The following is a 24,341-nucleotide window of genomic DNA, read 5'->3' as shown; positions in this document are numbered from 1 at the left end:
GGGTGGCCGGAGAAGCCGAGTCGACTTTAGATAAAGAAATAATTGTTGGTTGGCAGCAAGATATCAACGCACAAAAGAAACAAGTGACCAGGATTAAGCGAGCAGCTCAGGAAAAGGTTGATGCGCTAACCTTAAGAATGGGTGATATGCAGGCCAGACTGTTACGCCTTGATGCGCTTGGTCAAAGACTGACAGAAGTAGCGAAGCTAAAGAATGGCGAATTTGACTTCAGTGCGAGCCCTGCGCTAGGTGGCCCCACCGATGCAAAGCTGGGCGAGTCTTACGTGCTGCCAGGCATTGTTGAAAGTCTTGATCAGATTGACCGACAACTTACTGACAGTGAGCAGCAGCTAGAAGTGATTGACGCGCTGTTTGTTAGCCGCAAAACCCAAGAAGAATTATTTATTGCCGGCCGCCCCATTACCTGGGGATGGATGTCCTCAGCCTATGGCTACCGAACAGACCCTTTTTCAGGAAAGCGTGCCTGGCATGCCGGAGTAGACTTCGCAGGTAAGGAGGATAGTGACATCATCGCCGTTGCCTCGGGCGTCGTTACATACTCAGGTGACCGCTACGGTTACGGTAACTTAGTTGAAGTCAACCATGGTGGAGGCTTCACAACCCGCTATGCTCACTGTAAAGAACTCAAAGCAAAAGTAGGCGATATTGTCGACAAAGGCCAAGTGCTCGCATCAATGGGCAGCACCGGCCGCTCAACCGGCCCTCACGTGCACTATGAAGTACGCAAAAACGGCAAAGTCATTAACCCCAAGAAGTATATTCATCGTCGTTAGTAGTGCTTAGCTACAGGAACCCGGTATTAGTATCACCGAGCTAACTAAGTTTATATAGATAGGTGTGTTGATCATGGGCGTCAGCGTTGATGCAAGGGTAAAGTTTCAGTTTATTGAAGTGTTATTGCAATGGGAAGGCAAGCTAACGACGCGGAAACTGATAGAGCAATTCGGTATCTCCCGTACTAGCGCTCAGAAATGGATCACCGAATACCGAAGCGCTGTTCCTCAAAACCTAGATCTCTATGACAGCAATGAAAAATGCCATCGTCCTAGTGATCAATTTCAACCTTGCTTTACTTCCGGAGAGCTTGAAGAATACCTTAGCTTTTTTGATGGTGGCTGGGTCAGCTCGCACTTGCAACTGATAGCGCCTCCAGTCAGAAATATCAAGCAGTATAAAGCCAAAATGTTTAACCAAAGCCTAGATAACCCATATGTTGAGTTAGTCGGTGGTTCTAATGGGGAAAAGCACAGACGTTTTATTGAGTTTGGCCCGGTAATGAATGAGCCTGTCTCAGGGAGCTTTAATCAGTTTGGCCTCTCAAAAAACGCAACCGTCCCCTGGTTTTAAACCCGTCGAATTAGGCGGGTTTAAATCGGCATATGCTTTACATATGCTTGTGCTGGGTGTAGCCTGATACTTAAGCAGTAGCTGTTATCGAGAGGAGAGTACTTATGAGAACCGTATCTATCTTTAAGAATGGCAAGAATCAGGCGGTTCGTCTTCCTAAAGACATGGAGTATGAAGGAGTGAGTGACCTGGAAATCGTAAAGGAAGGCGATACCATTATTCTTCGCCCTTCCAAGCCCAGCTGGTTGTCTTTAGCCGATACTGAGAAAGCGGATGACGATTTTCTGATTGAACGTGAAGATGTGATTGAAGACCAAGGACGGTTTTAAATGAAACAAACGTATATGCTGGATACCTGTATCTGCAGCTTTATCATGCGAGAGCACCCTGTTGTGGTGCTTAAGAAGCTACAAACCGTGTCAGAAAAGCATTGGATTGTTATTTCTGCAATTACCTATTCTGAAATGCGCTACGGTGCAATTAGTCGAAAAGCATCTCCAAAGGTCAATCAGTGGATTGATCAATTCATCACTAGGCTTGATGCTATCCTCCCTTGGGATGAAAAAGCAGTAGATTGTTCTGCGTTGGTTAAAAAGCAATTGAGTGAACTGGGCACACCTATCGGAGCAAACGATATAGCCATTGCAGGTCATGCGATGGCGGCGGGAAGTATTGTTGTGACAAATAATACTCGTGAATTTTGTCGTGTTGTGGGTTTGCGGGTTGAAGACTGGGTTGATTCTTAGTTTTTAATTGAAAATACGAAAATTTTCTGCTCTTTAACAAATTAATAAAATCAGTAAGTTACAACGTAGGTGGTTTTTTTGATGTTTTGGACCAAATTAACCTTACTTATTGTTGTAGCTAATTTTTTTCGCGTTAAACTACTGTTCACTGCCGCATAGGCAGCTTAGAAGTTTTAGGTGAATGGGGCGCATTGCCTGTTTATATTTACTACCGCACAGGTAGCATAGTAAGACTTCACTCGCTGTCGCCGAAGCCTTATCGAGTATTCACAATATTTAAAGGTAAAGCTTTAGTTAACTAGAGCCTCAACCTCCAAAAACCTGACCCATTTCGCTATTTATCGACTTTTCTTTTGTTTTTCTCTTCTCTGCCCTTGTATTACTTCATCTCATACCCATTTTAGCCTTTGAGCCTGGTTTCAATTCACTGTAGACTTGAACTTATTTTTTCAACAATAATCAGGGATCGCTGTTTCATCTTTGGCTTATCACGCCGAACGTGACCATTAGAAATCAATGTGCGGGCGCATTCTATAGAATAGCGCTCTGTCTGCAGAGCTCTCAATTAACAAGATACGAATATAGAAGATCATTATGTTTTCATCAGCAATGACCAAGATTTTTGGTAGTAAGAACAAGCGCGAACTCAAGAGAATGAGAAAGGTCGTCACGAAGATAAACGCTTTGGAAGAGGATCTTTCCAAACTAGATGATGAAAGCTTAAAAGCTAAAAGTGCAGAGTTTAAGAAGCGAGTTGGTGAGGGTGAGAGCCTGGATCAGATTTTGCCTGAAGCTTTTGCTGTGTGTCGTGAGGCTGGTAAGCGTGTCTTATCTATGCGTCACTTCGATGTTCAGTTGATTGGTGGTATGACGCTGCACGAAGGTCGCATCTCAGAGATGAGAACTGGTGAAGGTAAAACGCTGGTAGCAACCTTGGCTGTATACCTTAATGCTCTGGAAGGTAAGGGTGTGCACGTTGTGACCGTGAACGACTACCTTGCAAAGCGTGACTCCAAATGGATGGAGCCACTCTATAACTTTTTGGGCTTAAGTGTTGGTGTTGTCTATGGTGGCCAGCAGCCAGATGAAAAGAGAGCAGCTTACCAGTCAGACATCACCTATGGTACTAATAACGAGTTTGGTTTCGATTACTTGCGTGACAATATGGCCTTCAATCTTGAAGGTAAGTATCAGCGTGGTCTGAACTTTGCGATTGTCGATGAAGTTGATTCGATCCTGATTGATGAAGCGCGTACGCCTTTGGTTATATCTGGCGCAGTTGAGGACAGTTCCAAGCGTTATAAGCAGATTAATGCTTTGGTACCGATGCTGAAGAAAGCGGAGGTAGGTGAAGACGATAAGCCTATTGATGACGGTCACTTCACAATTGATGAAAAATCGAAAAATGTCGATTTGACTGAAGCGGGTCATACCTATCTTGAAGGACTCTTAATTGAGCATGGCGTGCTGGAAGAGGGCGATAGCCTTTACGCTGCGACTAACCTGAACATACTGCACCACGTCTATGCCGCTTTGCGTGCGCATTACCTATATGTGAAAGATGTCGATTATATCGTTCAGAATAAGCAAATTGTTATTATCGATGAACATACCGGCCGAACCATGGCTGGTCGTCGTTGGGGCGAAGGTTTGCACCAGGCGATAGAAGCTAAAGAGAATGTTGCAATTCAGGCTGAAAGCCAGACTTTGGCTTCAACCACCTTCCAGAACTTCTTCCGAATTTATTCGAAACTGGCTGGTATGACGGGTACGGCGGATACCGAAGCATTCGAGTTTCAGCAAATTTATGGTTTGGATGTTGTCGTTATTCCGACAAACAAAGAGATTCAGCGAATTGATCATAACGACCTGATCTATCTGACGCAGGAAGAAAAATACCAAGCGATCATTGATGAAGTAAAAGCTGTGGTTGCGCAAAAGCGCCCGATACTAGTGGGTACTGCATCTATTGAATCATCTGAATTTTTGTCTGCATTACTTAAGAAAGCAGGCATTAAGCACAGTGTATTGAATGCGAAGCAGCATGCTCAAGAAGCTCAGATCGTTGCGCAAGCCGGTTTGCCGGGTGTTGTAACCATTGCGACGAACATGGCTGGTCGTGGCACGGATATTGTTCTGGGTGGTAATTGGGAAGCTGAAATTAAAGCATTGAAAGACCCAAGTGATGACAAGATCGCTAAAATCAAAGCTGACTGGGAAGTACGAAATAAAGCCGTACTTGAGGCAGGCGGGTTGCATATTTTGGGTACCGAACGTCACGAGTCTCGTCGAATCGATAACCAGCTTCGTGGACGATCTGGCCGTCAGGGTGACCCAGGTAGTACCCGTTTCTTCTTGTCTTTAGAAGATAACTTGATGCGTCTGTTTGCCTCGGATCGTGTACGTAACATCATGCAAGCCTTGGGTATGGACAAAGGTGAGGCCATCGAGCACAAGATGGTGAGTAATGCGATTGAAAAGGCTCAGCGTAAAGTAGAAGGCCGTAACTTTGATATTCGTAAGTCCTTACTGGAATACGATGATGTGGCGAACGATCAGCGTAGTGTGATTTATGAGCAGCGTAACTCGGTGATGGAGTCTGATGATATTTCAGATATCGTTGCAGCGATTCGCGAAGAAGTTGTTGATGATACGATCAGTCGCTTTATTCCACCGCAAAGCCTAGACGAGCAGTGGGATATCGCCGGGCTTGAAAGCCATCTTGAGTCAGAGTTTGCGGTTAAACTCCCCGTACAAGAATGGTTGGATAGTGACGATAGCTTGCACGAAGAAACCTTGCGAACCAAGATTATTGAAGAGATCGTTAAAGTTTACAAAGAGAAAGAAGAGACGGCGGGTGCGCAGTCTATGCGTAACTTCGAGAAACAAGTGTTTCTACATATTCTTGATACGCTTTGGAAGGAGCACTTGGCATCAATGGATGCATTACGTCAGGGTATCCATCTACGCAGCTACGCTCAGAAAAACCCTAAGCAGGAATACAAGCGAGAAGCATTTGTTCTATTTGAATCGATGCTGGGCAATTTGAAAAATGACGTGGTACGTGTGACCAGTCACGTGAAGATTCAGACTCAAGACGAGGCTGAAGAGCTAGAGCGACGCAGACAGCAAGAGCTAGAACAGCAATTGGGCCGGGCAAAGACTGAACATGCAGATGCCAATGCAGCCGGTAGTGAAGGTGGCTCGGCTCCGGCGGCTGAAGAAAAGCAGGCCCCTGTGACGCGAGAAGGCCGTAAAGTAGGGCGTAATGAGCCTTGCCCATGTGGCTCGGGCAAGAAGTATAAGCAGTGCCACGGTAAGGTTTCATAGCCTTACTGTTAGTAAATATTTTAATTGGAAGGAATTATGGCTGTTGGTAAGGGTGATTTACCTGCCTTTTTTGACATAGACGGTGCGCGTATCGGTGTTGTTGAGGCTGGTATCAAAACAGAGGGTCGTAAAGACCTGGTTTTGATCGAGCTGGCTCAGGGGAGCACCTGTTCAGGCGTTTTTACAAAGAATGCTTTTTGCGCTGCACCGGTTCAGCTCTGTAAAGCGCACTTGGCGACAGGTAGCTTTGCTCAGGCTTCAAATGCCTATTTAGTGGTGAATACCGGTAATGCCAATGCAGGCACGGGTAAGCAGGGTATGGATGATGCTTTGCAAAGTTGTGCTGCTATAGCTGAACAGTTTGGTGTTGCGCGAGAACAAGTGTTGCCCTTTTCAACCGGTGTTATTGGTGAAAAACTGCCTATAGAGAAGATCGTAGCGGCAATTCCTCAGGCTAAAGTTCAGTTAAAAGGTGATGCTTGGGCCGATGCGGCCGAAGGTATTATGACAACCGATACTCGACCCAAGGGTGTGTCGACTGAAATTAGCTACGCAGGCGAGACTGTTCGTATTAATGGCATCAGTAAAGGCGCGGGCATGATTAAGCCAAACATGGCAACCATGCTGGCCTATGTCGGATGTGATGCGAGCGTGCCTCAAGCTTTGCTAGATGAATTATTGCAGGAGCTTGCTGAGGCCTCATTTAATCGAATTACTGTCGATGGCGATACCTCGACAAACGATTCTTGTATTCTGTTTACGACAGGCAAGTCAAAAGCACCTTTGATTGATAAGTCTCATGCTGATTTTCCAGCCCTTAAAGACGCCTTAAGTGATGTCTTGGTCGAGCTGGCGCAATTGATCGTGCGTGATGGCGAAGGTGCCACCAAGTTTGTAACGGTTCAGGTTGAGCAGGCTAAAAGTACTGAAGAAGCACTTGAAGTGGCTTACACCATTGCTCATTCTCCTTTGATTAAGACCGCCTTATTTGCCTGCGATCCGAATTGGGGTCGTATTCTGGCCGCCTTGGGCCGGGCTTCGATTGAGGCGTTTGATTTGAGCTTGGTCGAGATATACTTGGGTGATGTCAGGATTGTTCATCAAGGCGAGAAGTGTGCCGAATATACTGAAGAGCGCGGTCAGGCAGTGATGGATCAAGAAGAGATCACCATACGTATCGACTTAGCGCGTGGCAGTGTTGAAGAAACGGTATGGACAACTGATTTGTCTCACGACTATGTGACGATTAATGCCGAATACCGGACTTAAGCTTTATTTCTAGATAAAGCATACACTTTTTTGAATTATTATCTGGCTCATAGCTGTAAAGCTTATGGGCCGTTTTTTTGTAAAGGGGCTTATGTCGTCATCAAAAATAGTTCATGTGGCCGTTGGCGTCATAGAGAGAACATCTGCTGCCGGTGCCCGAGAGATCCTGATTTCTAAGCGTCCTGATGAGGTTCATCAAGGCGGCTTATGGGAGTTTCCAGGCGGCAAGGTCGAAAGTGGTGAAACGCTTCCTGTTGCTTTAGCCAGAGAACTGGAGGAAGAACTTGGCCTGGTGTTCGATCCTGAAGAGGCTGGCGCACTGCGACCGTTGATTCAGATTTCTCATGACTATGGTGACAAGCAAGTGCTGCTCGATGTCTGGCTGGTGTCCAAATTCTCGAAAGCGCCAAGCGATGGTCTTGGCCGAGAAGGTCAGCAAGTAAAGTGGGTTGAGTGTGGGGATTTATCAAAATACAGCTTCCCTGATGCTAATGTGCCTATCATCACCGCCTGCCAACTTCCAGAGCAATATATAGTTACGCCTACCTACCCAAATTTGGATAGGGCAAGAAAAGAAGTAGAAGTTTTGTTCGAAAAATGTCCAGGCATGATACTCTTAAGGCAGCCAGATTTAAGTATTGATGAGTATTTTATTTGGCTGGATGACTTGCTGGCGACGATTCCCGGTTTAGGGCAGAGCCTAATGCTGAGTGCGCACCTTGAGTTGTCTTTTGATGCGGAGGCTTCGGCGGAGCTGCTAGGTGAATGCTTGCTTCGTTTTGAGCAATACAAAACGCGTGTTAGAGGTGTTCATTTGCCGACTTATGTGGCGAAGCGTTGTCATGTTAGACCTTTTAAAGAAAACTTTTATTTAGCGGTGTCCTGCCACTCTTTAGATGAGCTGGCACATGCACAAAGTATTCGGGCAGACTTTGCAACATTGTCACCGGTGCAGGAAACAGCTACTCACCCTAATGCCATCGCAATTGGCTGGTCTAGCTTCAGTGCCTGGCTTAAGTTAGCGACGCTGCCAGTGTATGCATTAGGGGGAATGAGCCCTGCTGATTTACCTCGTGCTTTTCAGGCAGGAGCGCAAGGTGTAGCAGGTATTGGTGCGTGGTCTAAAAGATAGCAGCTTGGTCTGATAGAATGAGTCATTAGAGTCTGGGAAAGAGGTAAGTATGTCCGACAATCTAACGCACCTGAATGAGCAAGGTGCAGCGCATATGGTAGATGTGGGTGAAAAAGAAGTTACCCACCGTATTGCACGCGCAGAAGGTTACGTTTTAATGAAGGAAGAAACCCTTCGGATGATTACCGAAGGTCGTCACAAGAAAGGTGATGTATTCGCGACCTGCAGAATAGCCGGAATTATGGCGGCAAAGAAGTGTTCGGAGCTGATTCCCTTGTGTCATGCCTTGAACCTCAGTTCTGTAAGCATAGAGATTGAAGCGCTAGGTCTCGAAGAGGGTGAACCCCGGGTAAGAATGACGGCCCAGTGTAAGCTTGATGCCAAAACGGGTGTTGAAATGGAAGCCTTAACGGCCGTGAGTGTCGCCTGCTTGACTTTGTATGATATGTGTAAGGCGGTTGATAAAGGTATGGTGATCGATCAGGTAAGATTACTCGAAAAGAAAGGTGGCCGTAGTGGTCACTATTTGGCATCGTAAAATTGAACTATTGAGTGAGAGTCGATGAGTATTAATAGCAATCAGTTAATTGACAAGTTTGGCCGTCGCGTTAGCTACGTGCGTATGTCTGTGACTGATCGCTGTGATTTTCGCTGCGTCTATTGCATGGACGAAGAAATGACCTTTGTTCCGAGACAAAAAGTCCTGACTTTGGAAGAAATGCACCAAGTTGCTGAGGCCTTTGTCGAGCTAGGTGTCGGAAAGATACGTTTAACGGGTGGTGAGCCTTTAGTTCGAGCAAATGTAATGTCCTTGTGCGAGTCGGTAGGCGCCTTGCCTGGTTTGGATGAGCTGGTGATGACGACAAATGGTTCACAGTTATCAAAAGTCGCGAAGTCTTTGCTCGCCTCGGGCGTAAAGCGTTTAAACATAAGTCTGGACACTCTAAAGGCTGACAAGTTTAAAGAGTTAACTCGCGTTGGTGATCTTGAAAAAGTGCTTCAGGGAATCGATGCAGCAATTGACGCAGGCTTTGAGAAGATCAAATTGAATGCTGTGATTATGAAGGGTCGGAATGCCGACGAAGTAATCCCCCTGATACGTTTTGCAGTGGGCAAAGGCATTGATATTAGCTTTATCGAAGAGATGCCCTTAGGCGTTATCTCGGAACATAGTCGCGAAGAAGCTTTTTGCTCGAATCAAGAGCTTAAAGAAATTATCAGTGAGGTTTGGCCGCTTCAGGTAGTGTCGACCGGCAATCGCTCCGATGGCCCGTCGCGTTATTATCAATTGCCCGGAGAAAAGACTCGCATCGGATTTATCTCGCCTCATAGTCATAACTTTTGTGGTGACTGTAACCGGGTGCGAGTGACTGCTGAGGGTTTACTTTTGCTATGCTTGGGTAATGAGCATGCGGTTGACTTGCGTGCCGTCTTGCGTGCCCACCCCGGAGACAGAGAGCGTCTGAAGCGAAGCATTATCGAGGCAATGGACCTTAAGCCAGAGCGTCATGAGTTTAACTTGTCTGAAGAGCCTCAAATTGTTCGCTTTATGAATATGACAGGTGGTTAAGCTCCTAAGTCCGAATTTATAGTTTTCGAGCTTCACCTAGATAAATATAGCCTGCGAACTTTGGTGCTTTAGGAGCGTAGAAGCGCTCAATCATTACAATTTCGAACCCGCCTGCTTGAATGAGCTTATCAATCGGGCGGTTCAGGTTACAACCTCCTGCAACACAGCCCCAGGGTTTGTTTAAACGGTGTTGCCATTTCTCAACTTTTGGTTCAGGCGCTAGGCCATGCTCACTAAATAGAAGCTTACCCTCAGGCTTGAGTACTCTATGCATTTGCTGAAGGGCTTTGTGGTAGTCGGGGATTGTGCATAAGGTGAAGGTTAGCAGGATGGTATCAACGCAGTCGTCTTCAAGCGGAATCTCTTCACCAGGTAAGTCCAGCCATTTTACTTCAATATCGGACTTTGCCACCTTAGCTGCGGCCTTTCTTCGCATTCCTTCAGAGGGCTCTAGGCCCCATACAAAGTCGATGTTCTTACTGTTGTAGAATTCAAGGTTGGCGCCAGAGCCCATGCCAATTTCGAGAACTCGTCCGGTGCATTTCGGTACTATTCTTTTACGGAGTTTCTGAATAGGGGGAGAGGTGCAGGCAGCATTGATCAGATGTGGAAGAATACGCTCTTCGTATAGGTTCATTTTCTTAGTTCTTATTATCTTTGGGAGGCTAATTAGAGCAGCTGCTTTCGGGGCTTTCAAGTTATGTAAGTTTGAATTCACTAATTTGTCGCGGAAAAGACCGTTTCAATTTACATTCGAGTTAAGCTCGCTTGTCAGAATGTGATACAATGCGCGCCCTGCAGGTCTTATAGCTTGTTTGGATGCTTGCTTGTAAGCCCTTAGTATGCCTTTTTAGTTTGTGCCAAGAGGATCGTCTGTGAAAGTTCGCTTTATTGAAACATGCCGTTTACCAACGCCTTTTGCCGTGTTTGATATGCATGGCTTTGAAGAGGTGGAGTCTGGTCAGGAGCATGTTGTATTGACCTTAGGGGATATCTCAAACGGTGCTCCTGTATTAGCGAGAACGCATTCTGAATGTCTCACTGGCGATGCCTTGTTTAGTATGCGTTGCGACTGTGGTTACCAGTTAGAGCAGGCGATGCAAAGCATTGCTGATGAAGGTCGTGGTGTATTGCTGTACTTACGTCAAGAGGGTCGTGGTATCGGCTTATTAAATAAGATTCGTGCCTACCAGTTACAAGACCAAGGTGCTGATACGGTTGAGGCCAATGAAAAGTTAGGTTTTGCGGCAGATCTCCGAGATTACACGATTTGTTATGACATGCTCGCACATTTGGGTGTTAAGGAGCTGAAGCTGATGACCAATAACCCACGAAAAGTAAAAGCTTTGCAGAGTGGTGGAGTCTCGGTTGTCGAGCGAATTCCAATTCAGGTTGGCCGTAACCCGCATAATGACGGTTACCTTTCGACCAAGGCGAGCAAATTAGGCCATTGGTTGCGCGACCATCAGGACGATGATGCGCCAGCGGACTAACTGGCGTTTTCGATTGCTTTTCGGTTGCTAAGCGCCAAGATGCTCTGTTCAATTCCTTCTGCATCTAAACCGCACTGTTTAAGCAGGTCTTGAGGCTTACCGTGAGCGACAAACTTATCGGGAAGGCCTAGATGAATGACCTGCGAAACAAGTCCTTGCCCGCGTAAGTATTCAGACACGCCGCTTCCTGCGCCGCCGGCGATCACATTTTCTTCCAAGGTGACCAAGGTCTCGTGCTTATTCGCCAGTTCATCAATCATTTGCGTATCGAGTGGTTTGATAAAACGCATGTCCACGAGTGTTGCATTGAGCTTTTCGGCAGCAGCTTTCGCCGGTTCCAGCAAAGAGCCAAATGATAGAATGGCTATTTTCTTTCCTTCGCGAATTGCTTTGGCTTTGCCTAATTCCAAGGCTTGCATCTCTTTTTCAATTTCTGCACCCGGGCCTGTGCCTCGTGGGTAGCGCACGCAAGCTGGGCCTTCATATTGGTGGCCTGTGTAGAGCATTTTCCGAAGTTCATTTTCGTCCGAAGGCGCCATCACAACTAGCTTGGGAATGCAGCGTAAGAAGGATAGGTCGAAACTTCCGGCATGCGTTGCGCCGTCTTCACCAACCAGGCCAGCCCGGTCTATGGCAAACAAAATATCCAGGTTCTGGATGGCGACATCATGAATGAGCTGATCATATGCGCGCTGTAAGAAGGTTGAGTAAATTGCGACAACAGGCTTCACTCCTTCACAAGCCATGCCTGCTGCCAGTGTTACGGCATGCTGTTCGGCGATGGCAACGTCATGGTAGCGCTCAGGGTAGAGTTCGGAAAAACGAACTAGGTCGGAACCTTCTCGCATCGCTGGCGTAATACCGACGACCCGACTGTCTTGTGCGGCGATATCGCAAAGCCACTGGCCAAAAACGTTTGAGTACTTGGGTTGGCTGGCAGGCTTATTTTCAACAGGGCTTACTTTGGGTTTTGCTTCTATTTTGTTGATTGCGTGGTAGCCAATCGGGTCGATTTCTGCTGGTGCGAAGCCTTTCCCTTTTTTGGTGACAATATGAAGGAATTGAGGGCCTTTCAGCTCCTTCATGTTTTCTAATGTTTTGATTAAGGTTGGCAAGTCATGACCATCGATAGGGCCAATGTAGTTAAAGCCTAATTCCTCAAAAAGCGTACCGGGTGCAACCAAGCCTTTGACGTGCTCTTCAGTTTTCTTGGCAAACTCCATTAGGCCGGGAGTGCTGCTCAGAATTTGCTTGCCGCCATCGCGCATCTGATTGTATGTTTTTCCTGACAGAATTCTCGCCAGATGGTTCTTCAAACCGCCTACGTTGTCCGAAATCGCCATGTCATTGTCATTTAAAATAACTAGCATGTCAGGAGCGATATCTCCGGCATGACTCATTGCTTCAAATGCCATGCCTGCTGTTAGAGCGCCATCGCCAATCACTGCGATAGACTTGCGAGAGCTGGACTGCATTTTTGCAGCCAGAGCCATGCCAAGAGCTGCACTGATTGAGGTGCTAGAATGCCCGACACCGAAGGTGTCGTATTCACTTTCTTCTCTTGCGGGAAACGCCGCAGGGCCGTCATGTTGGCGAATTTTTAATATTTGCTCGCGTCGGCCTGTTAGAATTTTATGAGGGTAAGCTTGGTGTCCAACATCCCATACGACACGATCTTCAGGGGTGTTAAATACGTAATGCAGTGCAACCGTAAGTTCGATGACGCCTAACCCGGCACCAAAGTGACCACCTGATTGTCCGACACTGTATAGCAGGTAGGCTCGCAGCTCATGGCTAAGCTGGGCCAGCTGTTCTTCCGATAGTAAGCGCAACTGAAAAGGTTCATTCACCTTGTCCAGCAATGGCGTATTGGGTCGTTGCAAAGGAATTTCTTGAAAGATCGGAAAAGTTGTATGCATTGGCTATAAATTACAGATAGATAGTAAGGGTCGAAGTATAACAGAAACCTTAAAGGGAGGAGTGCAGTTTTTACGACTTAATCGACGTTACACCTCTTACTTTATTCTGGAAATAATATAGTCACTAATCGCTGTAAGTTGCTGAACATTTTTGTCGCCGAGATTACTCAGCGCGTTGATAGACTCTTGGTGTAGCGCTATAAGTTTTTCTTTAGCGCCCTCTAAACCAAGCTGGGCAGGATAGGTCGGTTTGTTTAGCGCGATGTCAGCACCTTGGGTTTTTCCAAGTGTTTGGGTGTCACTGATAATATCCAGAATGTCGTCTTGAACCTGGAAAGCTAAGCCAATAGCCTGTGCGTAGTTGGTTAGCGCTTCATATTCTTGTTTCGTCACGCCTGACGGGCTGCTTAGCGCGCCTATTTGTACAGAGGCTTCAATCAGGGCACCAGTTTTATGTCGATGCATGTTTTCAAGCTGGCTCAGAGACAAGGTTTGCCCGACAGAGTTAAAATCGATTGCTTGCCCTAGCACCATTCCTCTGGCACCACTTGCTTTTGTCAGCAGCTGGATCATTTTGATCTGGCTTTCGAGACCAAAGTGTTTGGCTTGGCTGAGTAATTCAAAGGCCATTGCTTGTAAGGCATCACCTGCCAGAATAGCCGTGGCTTCATCAAACGCTTTATGGCAGGTGGCCTGACCTCTCCTCAAGTCATCATCGTCCATCGCGGGTAGGTCGTCGTGGATAAGAGAGTAGGCGTGAATAAATTCAATTGCACAGGCTGCATCCATTGCCTGCTCTGCCTGAACTGCAAAGCAGTTGGCTGTCGCTAAGGCTAAAATGGGTCGAATGCGCTTGCCTCCCATTAAGGTGCTATATCGGATCGCTTCGCCCAAGTGAGAGTTTGGCGCGCAAAACTGATCCAGGCGCACCTTAAGTGCTGTATTAATTTGAGACTGATATTCTCTCAGAAAGCTTGGGATACTACTTGAATTATCGTTCACGGTAAGAAGTCTTGTATTGATCGGGTCTTGGGCTAGGCGTCAGTATTGCTTTGCTCTTGGAGCGCATTTAACTCAAAGCCATTGTCGCTTTGAGTTAATACAGATACGCGTTGTTGAGCGCTCTTCAAGGTGTTTTGGCAGTCTTTGCTTAGCTTGACGCCTTGTTCAAAAGCGTCAAGAGATTGTTCCAAAGATAGCTGTCCTTGCTCCATTTTATTGACGATTTCTTCGAGAGCTTGTAGTGAAGTTTCAAAGTCATTAATTGAATCGGAAGAGGACATAAAAATCTCAACTAAAAAAGAGGTAAAAAACAGGAACTTTCAATTTTTCGGGCTACACTAATTGTAAATTAATATGTATTAGTGTGACTACTGCCAGGCGACATAGATCGTTTGATCACGTAAACCTAATCGAACAATTATACATACAGATGAAACTTCCTTGTAACAAAATCACGTAATTATTTTCTTTTTAGCGTGCTTGGAAGTGTCTTGAATTAATAGTCAATTTCAATAGTTGAAGGCATTAAGTGGCATATCTGTAAGATGGGAATTTTTTTCTAGGAGCGTTTAGTGGATTTAGCAACCCTCATTGGCTTACTTGGTGGCTTTTGTATCGTTGCATTTGCAATGACCCTGGGCGGCTCAATAGTTATGTTTATCGACGTACCCTCGGTTTTGATCGTGCTAGTTGGTTCCTTTCTTGTTTTGATGATGAAATACAACCTTGGGCAGTTTCTTGGCGCAGGAAAGACTGCAGCCAAAGCGTTTATGTTCAAGTTGGAGTCGCCTGAAGAAGTGATTACTTTGGTCGTAGAGCTGGCAGATGCAGCTCGAAAAGGTGGTTTGCTATCGCTTGAAGGGAAGGAGATAAATAATGACTTTCTAGCGCGTGGTATTGCTCTCTTAATCGACGGCCATGATGAAGACGTTGTTAAAACAGTTCTGACGAAAGATAAGAATATGGCCGTTGCGCGGCATAAGGCAGGCGCAAGTGTTTGGTCTGCTCTAGGAGACCTGGGGCCGGCGATGGGAATGATTGGTACCTTGATCGGTTTGGTTGCGATGCTGTCCAACATGGATGACCCGAAGTCCATTGGTCCTGCGATGGCGGTAGCTCTATTGACCACGCTATATGGAGCGATGCTTGCAAATATGGTTGCTATCCCTTTTGCTGACAAACTGACTCTTAGAATGGAAGAGGAAGAGTTGATCAAGTCCATGTCAATCGATGCCGTTTTGGCGATTCAGGCTGGTCAAAACCCACGTGTTATTGAAGCTATGTTGAGAACCTACTTGTCTGAAGGCAAGCGAGAAACAGGTGAAGAATAGTTCTGGTTTATTAAGCAGCCTGTATGTTTTTAGTTTGATCTCTGAGGTAACAACTCGACAATGAGTGATGAAGAAGAAAAAGATTGCGATTGCGTCCCCGGGCTCCCCGCATGGATGGGGACTTTTGCGGATCTTATGTCCCTCCTTATGTGCTTCTTTGTTCTGCTATTATCGTTCGCAGAAATAGATGTACTCAAATTTAAGCGTTTAGCTGGTTCAATGCGTAATGCCTTTGGTGTTCAGAATCAGGTTGATGTTACGTCGATCCCGAAAGGAACCAGTATTATTGCTCAAGAGTTCTCTCCGGGAAAACCAGACCCCACACCTTTGCAAGTGGTGATGCAGCAAACGACTGACTCAGATCACCAGACTCTCGAAGTATTGTGTGAGGCTCAGATAGAGAAAGCCGTTGCAGAAGCTTGTGATGAGTCAACTGAAAACGCTCAGGATAAAAAGGCCCAAATCAGTGAGTTTGTTGCTCAAAAAATGATGGAGCTGGAAGAAGAGGCTGAAACCAAGGCAGAAGAAATTGCTGAGAAGCTCCAGACCGAAGTTGCCAAAGATATGGTGGAGCTGGAAACCCAAGGTCGTAAAATTATTATTCGAATTCAGGAAAAAGGAGCCTTTTCTTCTGGTTCAGCTCAGCTTCAGGATGAGTTTATTCCAGTGCTTGATAAGCTGATTGATATCCTCGAGTCAATTGAAGGTGATATCGCCGTGCAGGGGCATACTGATGATGTGCCGATTCAAACTGTTATGTTCCCATCAAACTGGGATTTGTCGGTCGCAAGGGCTTTGGAAGTTGCGCACGGGCTATTTGATGACGGCTACCTAAAACAAGATAGGTTTAGCATAACAGGCTTTGCGGATACTCGGCCGCTGGTGCCGAATGATACGCCTGAGAGTAGAAAGCGAAATCGCCGGGTAGAGATTATTCTTCAAGAGAAAACTGATAAGCAGGTGAAGGAAGAGCTGCGTGAAGAAAGCAAGACGCTGGATGCTAACTCTCAAGCAATTGATAACTTTTTCGAATTGGACCCTGACGAGATCTTCTAGAAAGGAGAGTGTGTGATGGGTTTATCTAGGGATAATATATATGGGTGTAAATTCAGTGACGCACGACAGTGAAAGAAGACGTTATTTTAGAGTGACGGACCTTGTTGGTCTTCGTTATCGCTTTCTTTCGGAGGGTGAAACTGATTTGGCGGTGCAAGCTCAACCGACTTCTCTGAAGTCTCTGCTGTCACAGATAGAGCACCAGATAGCAACAGATCTGACAGTACTGAAGAATTCCCAACCTGAAATTCATAATATTCTTGATCTTTTTAACCAGAAAATAAATTTGGCTTTTGGCCACGGTCTTGCCTCTGGCCAAGAAGAGGGTCTCGAGCAGTCTACTTCTGCTTGTCAGGTTAATTTGAGTGCTTGTGGAATCGCTTTCCCGCTTGAAGAAAGTGCTGCTTTGAATCAGCATGTTCATATAGAACTAACGCTATACCCCAGTAATACTCGATTGCAGCTCTTAGCAGCTGTTATTGCTTGTGATGCATTGGATGAGAGCATTGATGGCAAGCCCTGGCTTGCGCGCGCTGACTTCGTTAATGTCACCGAAATTGATCAGGAAACATTGGTTCAGCATGTCATTAAGCGCCAGGTTCAACAGCTAAAAGGTAATCGATCTGAAGATGACGGTAGCTTGCAATGAGCTAGAGTCTGTCGAGCTCTAGCTTAAAAAGTTATGTTTGTTATGTTGTCGTTAAATTTGCTGCTACCCTTCTGATACTGACGTTCAAGAAAGAAAGCTTTATTGATCTGCTCGTTCTTAGCCGTACCTAAAGTTTCTTTATCAATAATGATGACGCTGCTCGCACGAGTTCCATAGTTGGGCGTTCTAATAAAGGGGGAAGAGAGCACTTGCTCAAACTCTTGAGGGATGCCTGTCTGCGGCAGTTCTTCAGGCGATGCTTGTTCTTGGTTCTGTAGTGCCAACAGTAAGTGTCTAGCTGCTTCAGTGTTATCAGGGTTCTGCCGGGCCTGTTCGAGAGCTGTTTTGGTTTTTCGTACTTTTGGCCAAGGCGTATCTAGCAGGTGGTTACTTAAGCCATACCGTCCCGGCTTTAGGGTTTGACTACCTCTCGTCTGACCACGATTATGGCAATATACCAAGTCTGAGCCATCAAACAGAAGAGCGTTAAATCCGGCATATTCATCGCTTGAAATTTGAGCTGCAAACTCATTTGCAGAGCAGCTTGCTTGAAGGAAGCTTGAGGGAATTTCTCCACGAGATCGTTCGTATACTCTGGAGTCTGGCGCGCGATAATTTGTAATTGCAGCGAGGCGGCCACCTTTGGAAAGGGCTAACCAGGTGCCACCCATTTTTAAATCTCGGCCGCCAAATATGTCAGGGCTATCTTCCCAGAAATGAGCGTTAAGTGTAGGGCGGGCGTAGTACTCATCTCTATTTGAGGCGAGTGTCAGTATTCGTGCTTGCTCGGGCTGCCAATCAAAAACTATTAAACACATTGAAAGAATGACCTCAGAATGTAATACAGCTATCATACCATGCAATTATTTAGGGGTAGATACGGACTATGTTTATTGTGAGCTACTTGCTGGCGGGTATCTTTGCCGGGTTAACGGCAGGGCTCTTTGGCGTGGGTGGTGGTTTAGTCGTCGTGCCTATCCTGGTTTTTGTCTTCGAAAGCCAAGGTTTCCCCGCAGAAGTCTTGACCCATATGGCGATAGCAACTTCACTTGCGACCATAGTGTTTACCTCGATGAGCTCGGTATATAATCACCATAAGAGAGGCGCGGTTTTGTGGTCGGTGTTTCGGCCGATGAGTGCTGGTATTGCGCTAGGTGCGGTGCTTGGTGTATTAACGCTGGTGCAACTAGATGGCTGGATGCTGAAAAAGCTGTTTGGACTTTTTGCGGTGATTGTAGCGCTGCGAATGTTTATCAAATCCGCTAGCTTGCAGTCTTTGGCGATACCCGGAAATATCGCACTATCTATAATGGGCGTGGTCATTGCGTGGTTTTCTTCTATCTTCGGGATTGGTGGTGGAACACTTAGCGTTCCTTATTTGAGTCGGTATCGTATTGAGATGAAAGAAGTGGTGGGTACCGCCGCTGCATGTGGTTTACCCATCGCTTTATTTGCCACGCTCAGTAATGTGATGATGGGAAGTGATTTGCAAGGACGGCCTGAATGGAGTTTGGGATTGATCTACCTACCTGCTTTACTCGGAATATCTATTTGCTCTGTATACTTCGCGAGGGTTGGAACGCAGTTGGCGCATCGCTTGTCGCCTCTGTTACTGAAAAGATTGTTTGCAGGTTTTCTGCTATTAATTGGTGTTCGCTTTCTAGTGACTTAGCTCTGTTTAATATTAAAAATTTAAGGAATTACAATGGCGTTGTCGTATCCCCAGATAGATCCGGTTGCTTTGGACTTAGGGCCAATTCAAATTCATTGGTATGGCTTAATGTATTTGATTGGTTTTGTGGCGGCTTACTTACTAGGGCAGAGACGAGCCCAACGACCTGGTGCTCCAATTGCCAAAGAGCAAGTCGGAGATATGATTTATTACTGCGCATTGGGGGTAATCCTGGGGGGGCGCCTGGGCTACGTATTCTTCTATAACTTCGACAAATTTCTCGATGACCCAGCTTGGTTGTTTAGAATCTGGGAAGGTGGAATGGCCTTTCATGGCGGCTTAATCGGTGTGATGTTAGCCATTGTTTTTTATGCACGAAAGATTGGCTGCACTTTTTTTCAACTATTGGACTTTATCGCGCCTCTTGTGCCAATAGGTTTGGGTTTGGGACGAATCGGAAATTTTATTGGTGCAGAATTATGGGGCAGGGCGACAGATGTTTCTTGGGGAATGGTATTTCCAAACGACCCGGAGCAATTGGTTAGGCACCCTTCTCAGCTTTATCAGGCAGGGCTTGAAGGGCTGATGTTCTTTTGTATTTTATGGTTTTATTCCGTTAAACCCAGGCCTGCGGCATCGGTCTCGGGTATGTTTATGATCTTCTATGGAATTTTCCGCTTTGTTGTTGAGTTCGTAAGAGAGCCTGACGCACATATTGGTTTTGTTGCCTGGGGTTGGCTGACGAAAGGTCAACTACTGTCATTCCCGATGATATTAATAGGTGTGGGTTTTATTTGGTATGCCTACAAATTTAACTCCGATAAACTATCGCACCGAGCATAAACTAGAAAATAAAAAATTGAGAGAAGCATATGAAGCAGTACTTAGCGCTTTGTCAGCGTATTATTGATGAGGGTGTGTGGGTAGATAATAAACGTACCGGAACGCGCTGCCTGACCCTAATCAATGCTGACCTGGAGTATGACGTTGAGAACAATGTATTTCCGTTAATTACCACTCGCAAAAGTTACTATAAAGCAGCCATTGCAGAACTTCTGGGTTATCTCCGTGGGTATAGCAGTGCTGCGCAATTTCGCGAGATCGGCTGTAACACCTGGAATGCTAATGCCAATGAGAATGAAGCCTGGTTGAATAATCCGCATCGTAAAGGTGAGGATGATATGGGGCGAGTATACGGCGTTCAGGGCCGGGCGTGGCAAAAGCCGGATGGCACGCCATTAGACCAGCTTAAAAAGATCGTCGATAACCTTTCGAAAGGGGTCGATGACCGCGGAGAAATTCTAAGCTTCTATAACCCGGGCGAGTTCGAAATGGGTTGTCTGCGCCCTTGCATGCATACGCACACATTTTCTTTGCTAGGGGATACACTGTATTTGACTAGTTATCAGCGTTCTTGTGATGTGCCGCTGGGGCTGAATTTCAATCAGGTTCAGGTCTATGTTCTGCTTGCTCTAATGGCACAGATCACGGGGCATAAAGCCGGTAAGGCTTACCACAAAATAGTCAATGCTCATATCTACGAGAACCAGTTAGAATTGATGCGAGATGTGCAGCTAAAGCGTGAGCCTTTCGCTTCTCCGAGACTAAATATCAACCCTGATATCAAGTCACTCGAAGACCTTGAAACCTGGGTGACGACCGCTGACTTTGAAGTCGTCGGCTATGAGTCGCATGACAGTATCCAGTACCCTTTTTCAGTTTAAATATATATCGAGTAGGAAGAAACAATGAAGCGCTCCATGATCGTCGCGATGGCAGAAAACCGAGTTATCGGCATTAACAACAAGCTGCCTTGGTATTTGCCCAATGATCTTAAGTACTTTAAACAAGTGACGATGGGCAAGCCGATTCTAATGGGGCGTAAAACCTATGAGTCGATTGGTAAGCCGCTTCCAGGTCGATGCAATATCGTTATAACGCGAAATGAAAGCTGGTCGGCTGAAGGCGTGAAAGTCGTGCACTCTCTTGAGCAGGCTTTTGATTTAGGAGAGTCGGTTTGTGATATTGACGGTCAGTCGGAAGTGATGATCATTGGTGGTGACCAGATCTATCAAACGAGTCTGCCGGATGTTGATCGTATCTATCTAACGAAAGTTCATGCAGAAGTCGAAGGCGATGCTTATTTTCCCGAAGTCGATTGGACTCAGTGGCGTGAAATTGGGCGGGAAGATTTTGAAGCCGAAGGGCCGAATCCCTATGATTATAGTTTTATCGTTTTGGATCGTAAGTAAAAAGAAAAGGACTGAACTTCTGCTCAGTCCTATGTTTCGTCGAGCTTAATCCAGCATATCCAAATTACGAACACCACCTTTATCGGCGCTTGTTGCCAGCATGGCATAGGCTTTCAAAGCGCTAGAGACCTTTCGCTCGCGATGCTCTGCTGGTTTCCAGGCTTGCTTGCCTTTCTGCTCCATTGCTTCACGTCGAGAGTTAAGTACCCCTTCTTCCAAGACAACATCAATTGAGCGATTAGGGATATCGATCTTGATTTTGTCGCCGGCTTCAATCAATGCGATAGCGCCACCGGCAGCTGCTTCAGGGGAAGCGTGGCCAATTGATAGGCCAGAGGTACCCCCTGAGAAGCGACCGTCGGTTAACAAGGCGCAAGCTTTACCTAGGCCTTTTGATTTCAGGTAACTGGTTGGATACAACATTTCCTGCATACCCGGGCCACCTTTAGGGCCTTCATAGCGAATAATAACCACATCGCCCTCAACTACGTCATCATTAAGTATGCCTTTTACTGCGGAATCCTGGCTTTCGAAGATAACGGCTTTGCCTTCAAACACGAGAATAGAGTCATCAACGCCAGCTGTTTTTACCACGCAACCGTCTTCAGCGATATTGCCGTACAAGACTGCGAGTCCACCCTCTAAAGAAAATGCATTTTCTAATGAGCGGATACAACCGTTAGCGCGATCACCGTCCAGTGTCGGCCAGCGAGTCGATTGACTAAAAGCCGTTTGGGTTGGAATGCCAGCAGGGCCAGCTTTAAAGAACTCGGCAATTTCTGGATCATTATTTTGCATAATGTCCCATTTTGCTAGCGCTTCTTTCATTGTCTTACTGTGGACCGTTGGCAGGTCGGTATGCAGAATTCCGGCTCGATCTAGTTCGCCCAGAATAGCCATGATGCCGCCAGCTCTATGAACATCTTCAATATGATATTGAGGAGAGTTCGGTGCAACCTTACATAACTGAGGGACGCGTCTGCTTAGTTCGTTGATGTTCTTTAGGTCGAAATCTAATTCCGCTTCTTGAGCCGCTGCCAAAAGGTGAAGGATGGTATTGGTTGAGCCGCCCATGGCGATATCAAGCATCACAGCGTTTTCGAAGGCTTTATGGCTGGCAATTGAGCGTGGTAGAACTGATTCGTCATCTTGTTCGTAATAGCGGCGTGTAATGTCTACGATGCGGTCTGCAGCATCAAGGAATAGCTTTTCACGGTCTGCATGAGTTGCCAATGTTGTGCCGTTACCTGGTAAAGATAGACCAATAGCTTCAGTCAGACAATTCATTGAGTTAGCCGTGAACATGCCTGAGCAAGAGCCGCATGTTGGGCAGGCGCTGCGCTCATATTCTGCAACTGTTTCATCGTCAGCGCTATCGTCTGCAGCAATGACCATGGCATCGACCAGGTCGAGCTTGTGTTCCGAAAGCTTGGTTTTACCTGCTTCCATTGGGCCACCCGATACGAAGATAACCGGAATGTTCAGACGCAAAGCAGCCATTAACATTCCCGGTGTGATTTTATCGCAGTTGGAAATGCAAACCAGTGCATCGGCACAGTGAGCATTCACCATGTATTCAACCGAGTCGGCAATCAGCTCTCTGGAAGGTAGGCTATATAGCATGCCGTCATGACCCATGGCGATACCGTCATCGACCGCGATGGTATTAAATTCTTTTGCAACGCCGCCTGCTTTTTCTATCTGGCGTGCTACAAGTTGCCCCATGTCTTTAAGGTGGACGTGACCTGGAACGAACTGGGTGAAGGAGTTTGCAACAGCGATAATTGGCTTTTCAAAATCTTCTGTTGTCATCCCGGTGGCACGCCATAATGAGCGTGCTCCCGCCATATTTCTGCCATGAGTAGAGGTTTTTGAGCGATAGGTCGGCATCGTTTGTCTCTTAAATAATCGTTGTTAGAAAGAAAAATCTGAAGCAGGCAGCATAGCAAAAAAAATGCATGCTGGCACCAAATGGCGAATCTTCAATACGAAACTATAAGATTGGAAAAATCAGTCTATGCTTACTTAAAAGCCAACCGTGAATACCTGAATAAACTATGAAACTGCCGCTGTTACCGCTCAATGCTATTGTCTGTCCGCAAGGTCGTATTCCTTTGCAGATTTTTGAGCCGCACTATTTAGATATGATTGCTGATTCGATGAAGCAAGGCGAAGGCTTTGTGGCAGTGTTGATGTGCAGTGAAAATGCACCGACTGAACACGTGCGAGAAGGGCAGTTCTATGAACTTGGCACGCGTGTTCAAATTGTAGATTTTGGCAAGACGCCTAGTACCGGGGTGTTAAATCTGACGGTTGAAGGTCTGGAACAAGTCAAACTATCCTCACTTGAAGAACGTGAAAATGGCGTCTGGTATGCCGAGCTTGAGGCTATTGGTGAAGAGCAGCATATTGACTTGCCCGAGGAGTTTGATGAGCTGCGTGTGGTACTGCAGGCTCTGGTCAAACACCCCTTTGTTCGCGATTTGAATATGGATATTGATTATGAAGATGGGCGCCAAGTAGGCTGGCGCTTGACTGAGTTACTGCCGCTAGGCAATAAACAGAAACAGCATCTTTATGAAATGAGCGACCCGCTTCAGCGTCTGCAAGCAATCTCTCGTCAAATTTCTGATATGGTTACTTAGGCCGTATAAATCTTGAGTCTTGATCAGACGGCTCTGCGTTTAGGGGCGTAACTGGTAAGCCTGCAAGGCTTCTGGAAAGAAATAAAGCTGATAGCCAATTAAGATGCCGAGCCATAGACAAAGTGCTGTCATAACCGCTTTCTTTTCAACAGTGATATCTCGACGGTTCGCGGCGTCATAAGCTTGGTGAGTGCTATATAACACTCTACTAATTCCACAAATCGCTAAACCTAGCGCTATGCCCCCAACAATATCAGACAACCAGTGAACGCTGAGCATAACCCGGCTAAAAGCGATCAGAAACATCGGCACAAAGAATAGCAAGTAGCACTGCCAGCGTTGGGTCTTGGGTAGCTGTTGGGCAATAAATGCTGCAATCAGGCCGTAGAAAACGGTTGAGCCTGAACTATGGCCACTAGGGTAGGCATATGAAACAGGCGGTGAGAGTACTAGTTCAGGTCGGGCAATACTAAATACTGCTTTTAGTGTGTGTGTAATTGCCGCAGTACTTAAGCCGGAAATCACCAGTAAAGTGGAGGCTCGGAACTGCCTTAGATAAAGCATCAAAGCGATGAGTGTTATAAAGGAGGCATATAAAAACTTTTCATCGCCAAGCAGGGTTAGATGGATAAATATCCGAGAGCTGATATCGCTGACAAAGGTACTGATGTTGCGCAGCTCAGCGCCGAGTTGAAGTACGCTGGCATCTAGTTGGCTTAGCAAGCCTGTTCGTAAAACCAGAAAGCTCCAAATAATAAAGAATAAGCTTGATCCTATGAATAAACTCAGTGACGCAAGTGGAAACTCATAGTCCTTTGATGACGTGTTTTGGCTTTTGTTATTGCGCAATAGCGCCGCATAGATGCGAGATCCATGCTGAAGGTTAAGGCTGGCATAGCGAAAGCTG

The 24,341-nt window shown here is 46.2% G+C and carries 25 protein-coding genes; 18 read left to right on the top strand and 7 right to left on the bottom strand.

Annotation, left to right across the window (positions count from 1 at the left end; all coding sequences use genetic code 11):
• The 9 genes from A3757_RS00125 to moaA form a co-directional block, all read left to right on the top strand.
• On the top strand, positions 1–794 hold a 794-nt coding region (locus A3757_RS00125), incomplete at its 5' end, for a M23 family metallopeptidase (protein ID WP_156506052.1).
• A 73-nt stretch (positions 795–867) separates the two neighbouring features.
• The gene (cas6f, locus tag A3757_RS00120) at positions 868–1,368 is read left to right on the top strand and encodes a type I-F CRISPR-associated endoribonuclease Cas6/Csy4 (RefSeq protein WP_068553781.1); all 501 of its coding nucleotides are present in this window, start codon (positions 868–870) and stop codon (positions 1,366–1,368) included.
• Positions 1,369–1,472: 104 nt separating this feature from the next.
• Entirely contained in the window at positions 1,473–1,697 is a 225-nt protein-coding gene (gene vapB / locus A3757_RS00115) for a type II toxin-antitoxin system VapB family antitoxin (RefSeq protein WP_068553782.1), read from the top strand.
• Positions 1,698–2,114: a type II toxin-antitoxin system VapC family toxin gene (locus A3757_RS00110; RefSeq protein WP_068553783.1), complete on the top strand. Its 417-nt coding sequence runs from the start codon at positions 1,698–1,700 to the stop codon at positions 2,112–2,114.
• Between the two features lie 594 nt (positions 2,115–2,708).
• Positions 2,709–5,444, top strand: a complete 2,736-nt coding sequence (secA, locus tag A3757_RS00105; protein WP_068516353.1) for a preprotein translocase subunit SecA — start codon at positions 2,709–2,711, stop codon at positions 5,442–5,444.
• Positions 5,445–5,480: 36 nt separating this feature from the next.
• On the top strand, positions 5,481–6,713 hold the full coding sequence (gene argJ / locus A3757_RS00100) for a bifunctional glutamate N-acetyltransferase/amino-acid acetyltransferase ArgJ (RefSeq protein WP_068516350.1): 1,233 nt from the start codon (positions 5,481–5,483) through the stop codon (positions 6,711–6,713).
• Between the two features lie 91 nt (positions 6,714–6,804).
• On the top strand, positions 6,805–7,845 hold the full coding sequence (locus A3757_RS27910) for a Nudix family hydrolase (protein WP_082865281.1): 1,041 nt from the start codon (positions 6,805–6,807) through the stop codon (positions 7,843–7,845).
• A gap of 49 nt (positions 7,846–7,894) precedes the next feature.
• Positions 7,895–8,383: a cyclic pyranopterin monophosphate synthase MoaC gene (moaC, locus tag A3757_RS00090; RefSeq protein ID WP_068516348.1), complete on the top strand. Its 489-nt coding sequence runs from the start codon at positions 7,895–7,897 to the stop codon at positions 8,381–8,383.
• Positions 8,384–8,407: 24 nt separating this feature from the next.
• Positions 8,408–9,415, top strand: a complete 1,008-nt coding sequence (moaA, locus tag A3757_RS00085; RefSeq protein ID WP_068553784.1) for a GTP 3',8-cyclase MoaA — start codon at positions 8,408–8,410, stop codon at positions 9,413–9,415.
• Between the two features lie 16 nt (positions 9,416–9,431).
• On the opposite strand, the gene A3757_RS00080 is transcribed toward moaA, so the two are convergent.
• On the bottom strand, positions 9,432–10,052 hold the full coding sequence (locus tag A3757_RS00080) for a class I SAM-dependent methyltransferase (RefSeq protein WP_068516341.1): 621 nt from the start codon (positions 10,050–10,052) through the stop codon (positions 9,432–9,434).
• Positions 10,053–10,290: 238 nt separating this feature from the next.
• On the opposite strand from A3757_RS00080, the gene ribA reads away from it, so the two are divergent.
• The gene (gene ribA, locus A3757_RS00075; protein WP_068508589.1) at positions 10,291–10,908 is read left to right on the top strand and encodes a GTP cyclohydrolase II; all 618 of its coding nucleotides are present in this window, start codon (positions 10,291–10,293) and stop codon (positions 10,906–10,908) included.
• Here ribA and dxs read toward each other — a convergent pair.
• From dxs to A3757_RS00060, 3 genes are all read right to left on the bottom strand, one after another.
• Positions 10,905–12,827 (bottom strand): 1-deoxy-D-xylulose-5-phosphate synthase, encoded by a 1,923-nt coding sequence (gene dxs / locus A3757_RS00070; protein WP_068516339.1) that lies wholly within the window; start codon positions 12,825–12,827, stop codon positions 10,905–10,907. The genes ribA and dxs overlap by 4 nt on opposite strands.
• 96 nt (positions 12,828–12,923) lie before the next feature.
• Positions 12,924–13,829 (bottom strand): polyprenyl synthetase family protein, encoded by a 906-nt coding sequence (locus tag A3757_RS00065; protein ID WP_068516336.1) that lies wholly within the window; start codon positions 13,827–13,829, stop codon positions 12,924–12,926.
• A 32-nt stretch (positions 13,830–13,861) separates the two neighbouring features.
• Complete coding sequence (locus tag A3757_RS00060) at positions 13,862–14,110, bottom strand: exodeoxyribonuclease VII small subunit (RefSeq protein WP_068515370.1); 249 nt, start codon at positions 14,108–14,110, stop codon at positions 13,862–13,864.
• 291 nt (positions 14,111–14,401) lie between these two features.
• On the opposite strand from A3757_RS00060, the gene pomA reads away from it, so the two are divergent.
• From pomA to A3757_RS00045, 3 genes are read left to right on the top strand one after another with little or no spacing between them, the layout of a single operon-like run.
• Positions 14,402–15,160, top strand: coding sequence for a flagellar motor protein PomA (pomA, locus tag A3757_RS00055; protein ID WP_068553496.1), 759 nt, complete (start codon positions 14,402–14,404; stop codon positions 15,158–15,160).
• Between the two features lie 60 nt (positions 15,161–15,220).
• Positions 15,221–16,216 (top strand): flagellar motor protein MotB, encoded by a 996-nt coding sequence (locus tag A3757_RS00050; protein ID WP_068553495.1) that lies wholly within the window; start codon positions 15,221–15,223, stop codon positions 16,214–16,216.
• 40 nt (positions 16,217–16,256) lie between these two features.
• Positions 16,257–16,865, top strand: coding sequence for a PilZ domain-containing protein (locus tag A3757_RS00045; protein ID WP_068516205.1), 609 nt, complete (start codon positions 16,257–16,259; stop codon positions 16,863–16,865).
• Positions 16,866–16,888: 23 nt separating this feature from the next.
• Here the strand turns inward: A3757_RS00045 and A3757_RS00040 are convergent, their stop codons facing one another.
• A complete protein-coding gene (locus A3757_RS00040; RefSeq protein WP_068516208.1) occupies positions 16,889–17,683 on the bottom strand; it encodes an NRDE family protein in 795 nt (264 codons plus the stop codon).
• Positions 17,684–17,751: 68 nt separating this feature from the next.
• Between A3757_RS00040 and A3757_RS00035 the strand changes: the two genes are divergently transcribed.
• From A3757_RS00035 to A3757_RS00020, 4 genes are read left to right on the top strand one after another with little or no spacing between them, the layout of a single operon-like run.
• Complete coding sequence (locus A3757_RS00035; RefSeq protein WP_068553494.1) at positions 17,752–18,537, top strand: sulfite exporter TauE/SafE family protein; 786 nt, start codon at positions 17,752–17,754, stop codon at positions 18,535–18,537.
• Positions 18,538–18,570: 33 nt separating this feature from the next.
• Positions 18,571–19,380 (top strand): prolipoprotein diacylglyceryl transferase, encoded by an 810-nt coding sequence (lgt, locus tag A3757_RS00030; RefSeq protein WP_068516215.1) that lies wholly within the window; start codon positions 18,571–18,573, stop codon positions 19,378–19,380.
• 29 nt (positions 19,381–19,409) lie between these two features.
• Entirely contained in the window at positions 19,410–20,261 is an 852-nt protein-coding gene (locus A3757_RS00025) for a thymidylate synthase (protein ID WP_068516218.1), read from the top strand.
• 24 nt (positions 20,262–20,285) lie between these two features.
• Positions 20,286–20,789: a dihydrofolate reductase gene (locus A3757_RS00020; protein WP_068516222.1), complete on the top strand. Its 504-nt coding sequence runs from the start codon at positions 20,286–20,288 to the stop codon at positions 20,787–20,789.
• 45 nt (positions 20,790–20,834) lie between these two features.
• Here A3757_RS00020 and ilvD read toward each other — a convergent pair whose 3' ends face one another.
• Positions 20,835–22,679: a dihydroxy-acid dehydratase gene (gene ilvD / locus A3757_RS00015; protein WP_068516225.1), complete on the bottom strand. Its 1,845-nt coding sequence runs from the start codon at positions 22,677–22,679 to the stop codon at positions 20,835–20,837.
• Between the two features lie 167 nt (positions 22,680–22,846).
• On the opposite strand from ilvD, the gene A3757_RS00010 reads away from it, so the two are divergent.
• Entirely contained in the window at positions 22,847–23,434 is a 588-nt protein-coding gene (locus tag A3757_RS00010; protein WP_082865204.1) for an LON peptidase substrate-binding domain-containing protein, read from the top strand.
• A gap of 39 nt (positions 23,435–23,473) precedes the next feature.
• Here A3757_RS00010 and A3757_RS00005 read toward each other — a convergent pair.
• A partial coding sequence (locus A3757_RS00005) for a phosphatase PAP2 family protein (protein ID WP_156506051.1) occupies positions 23,474–24,341 on the bottom strand: 868 nt, incomplete at its 5' end.

This window comes from Oleiphilus sp. HI0117 (genome assembly GCF_001635235.1).
This window is presented reverse-complemented; position numbering and strand designations above follow the sequence as displayed.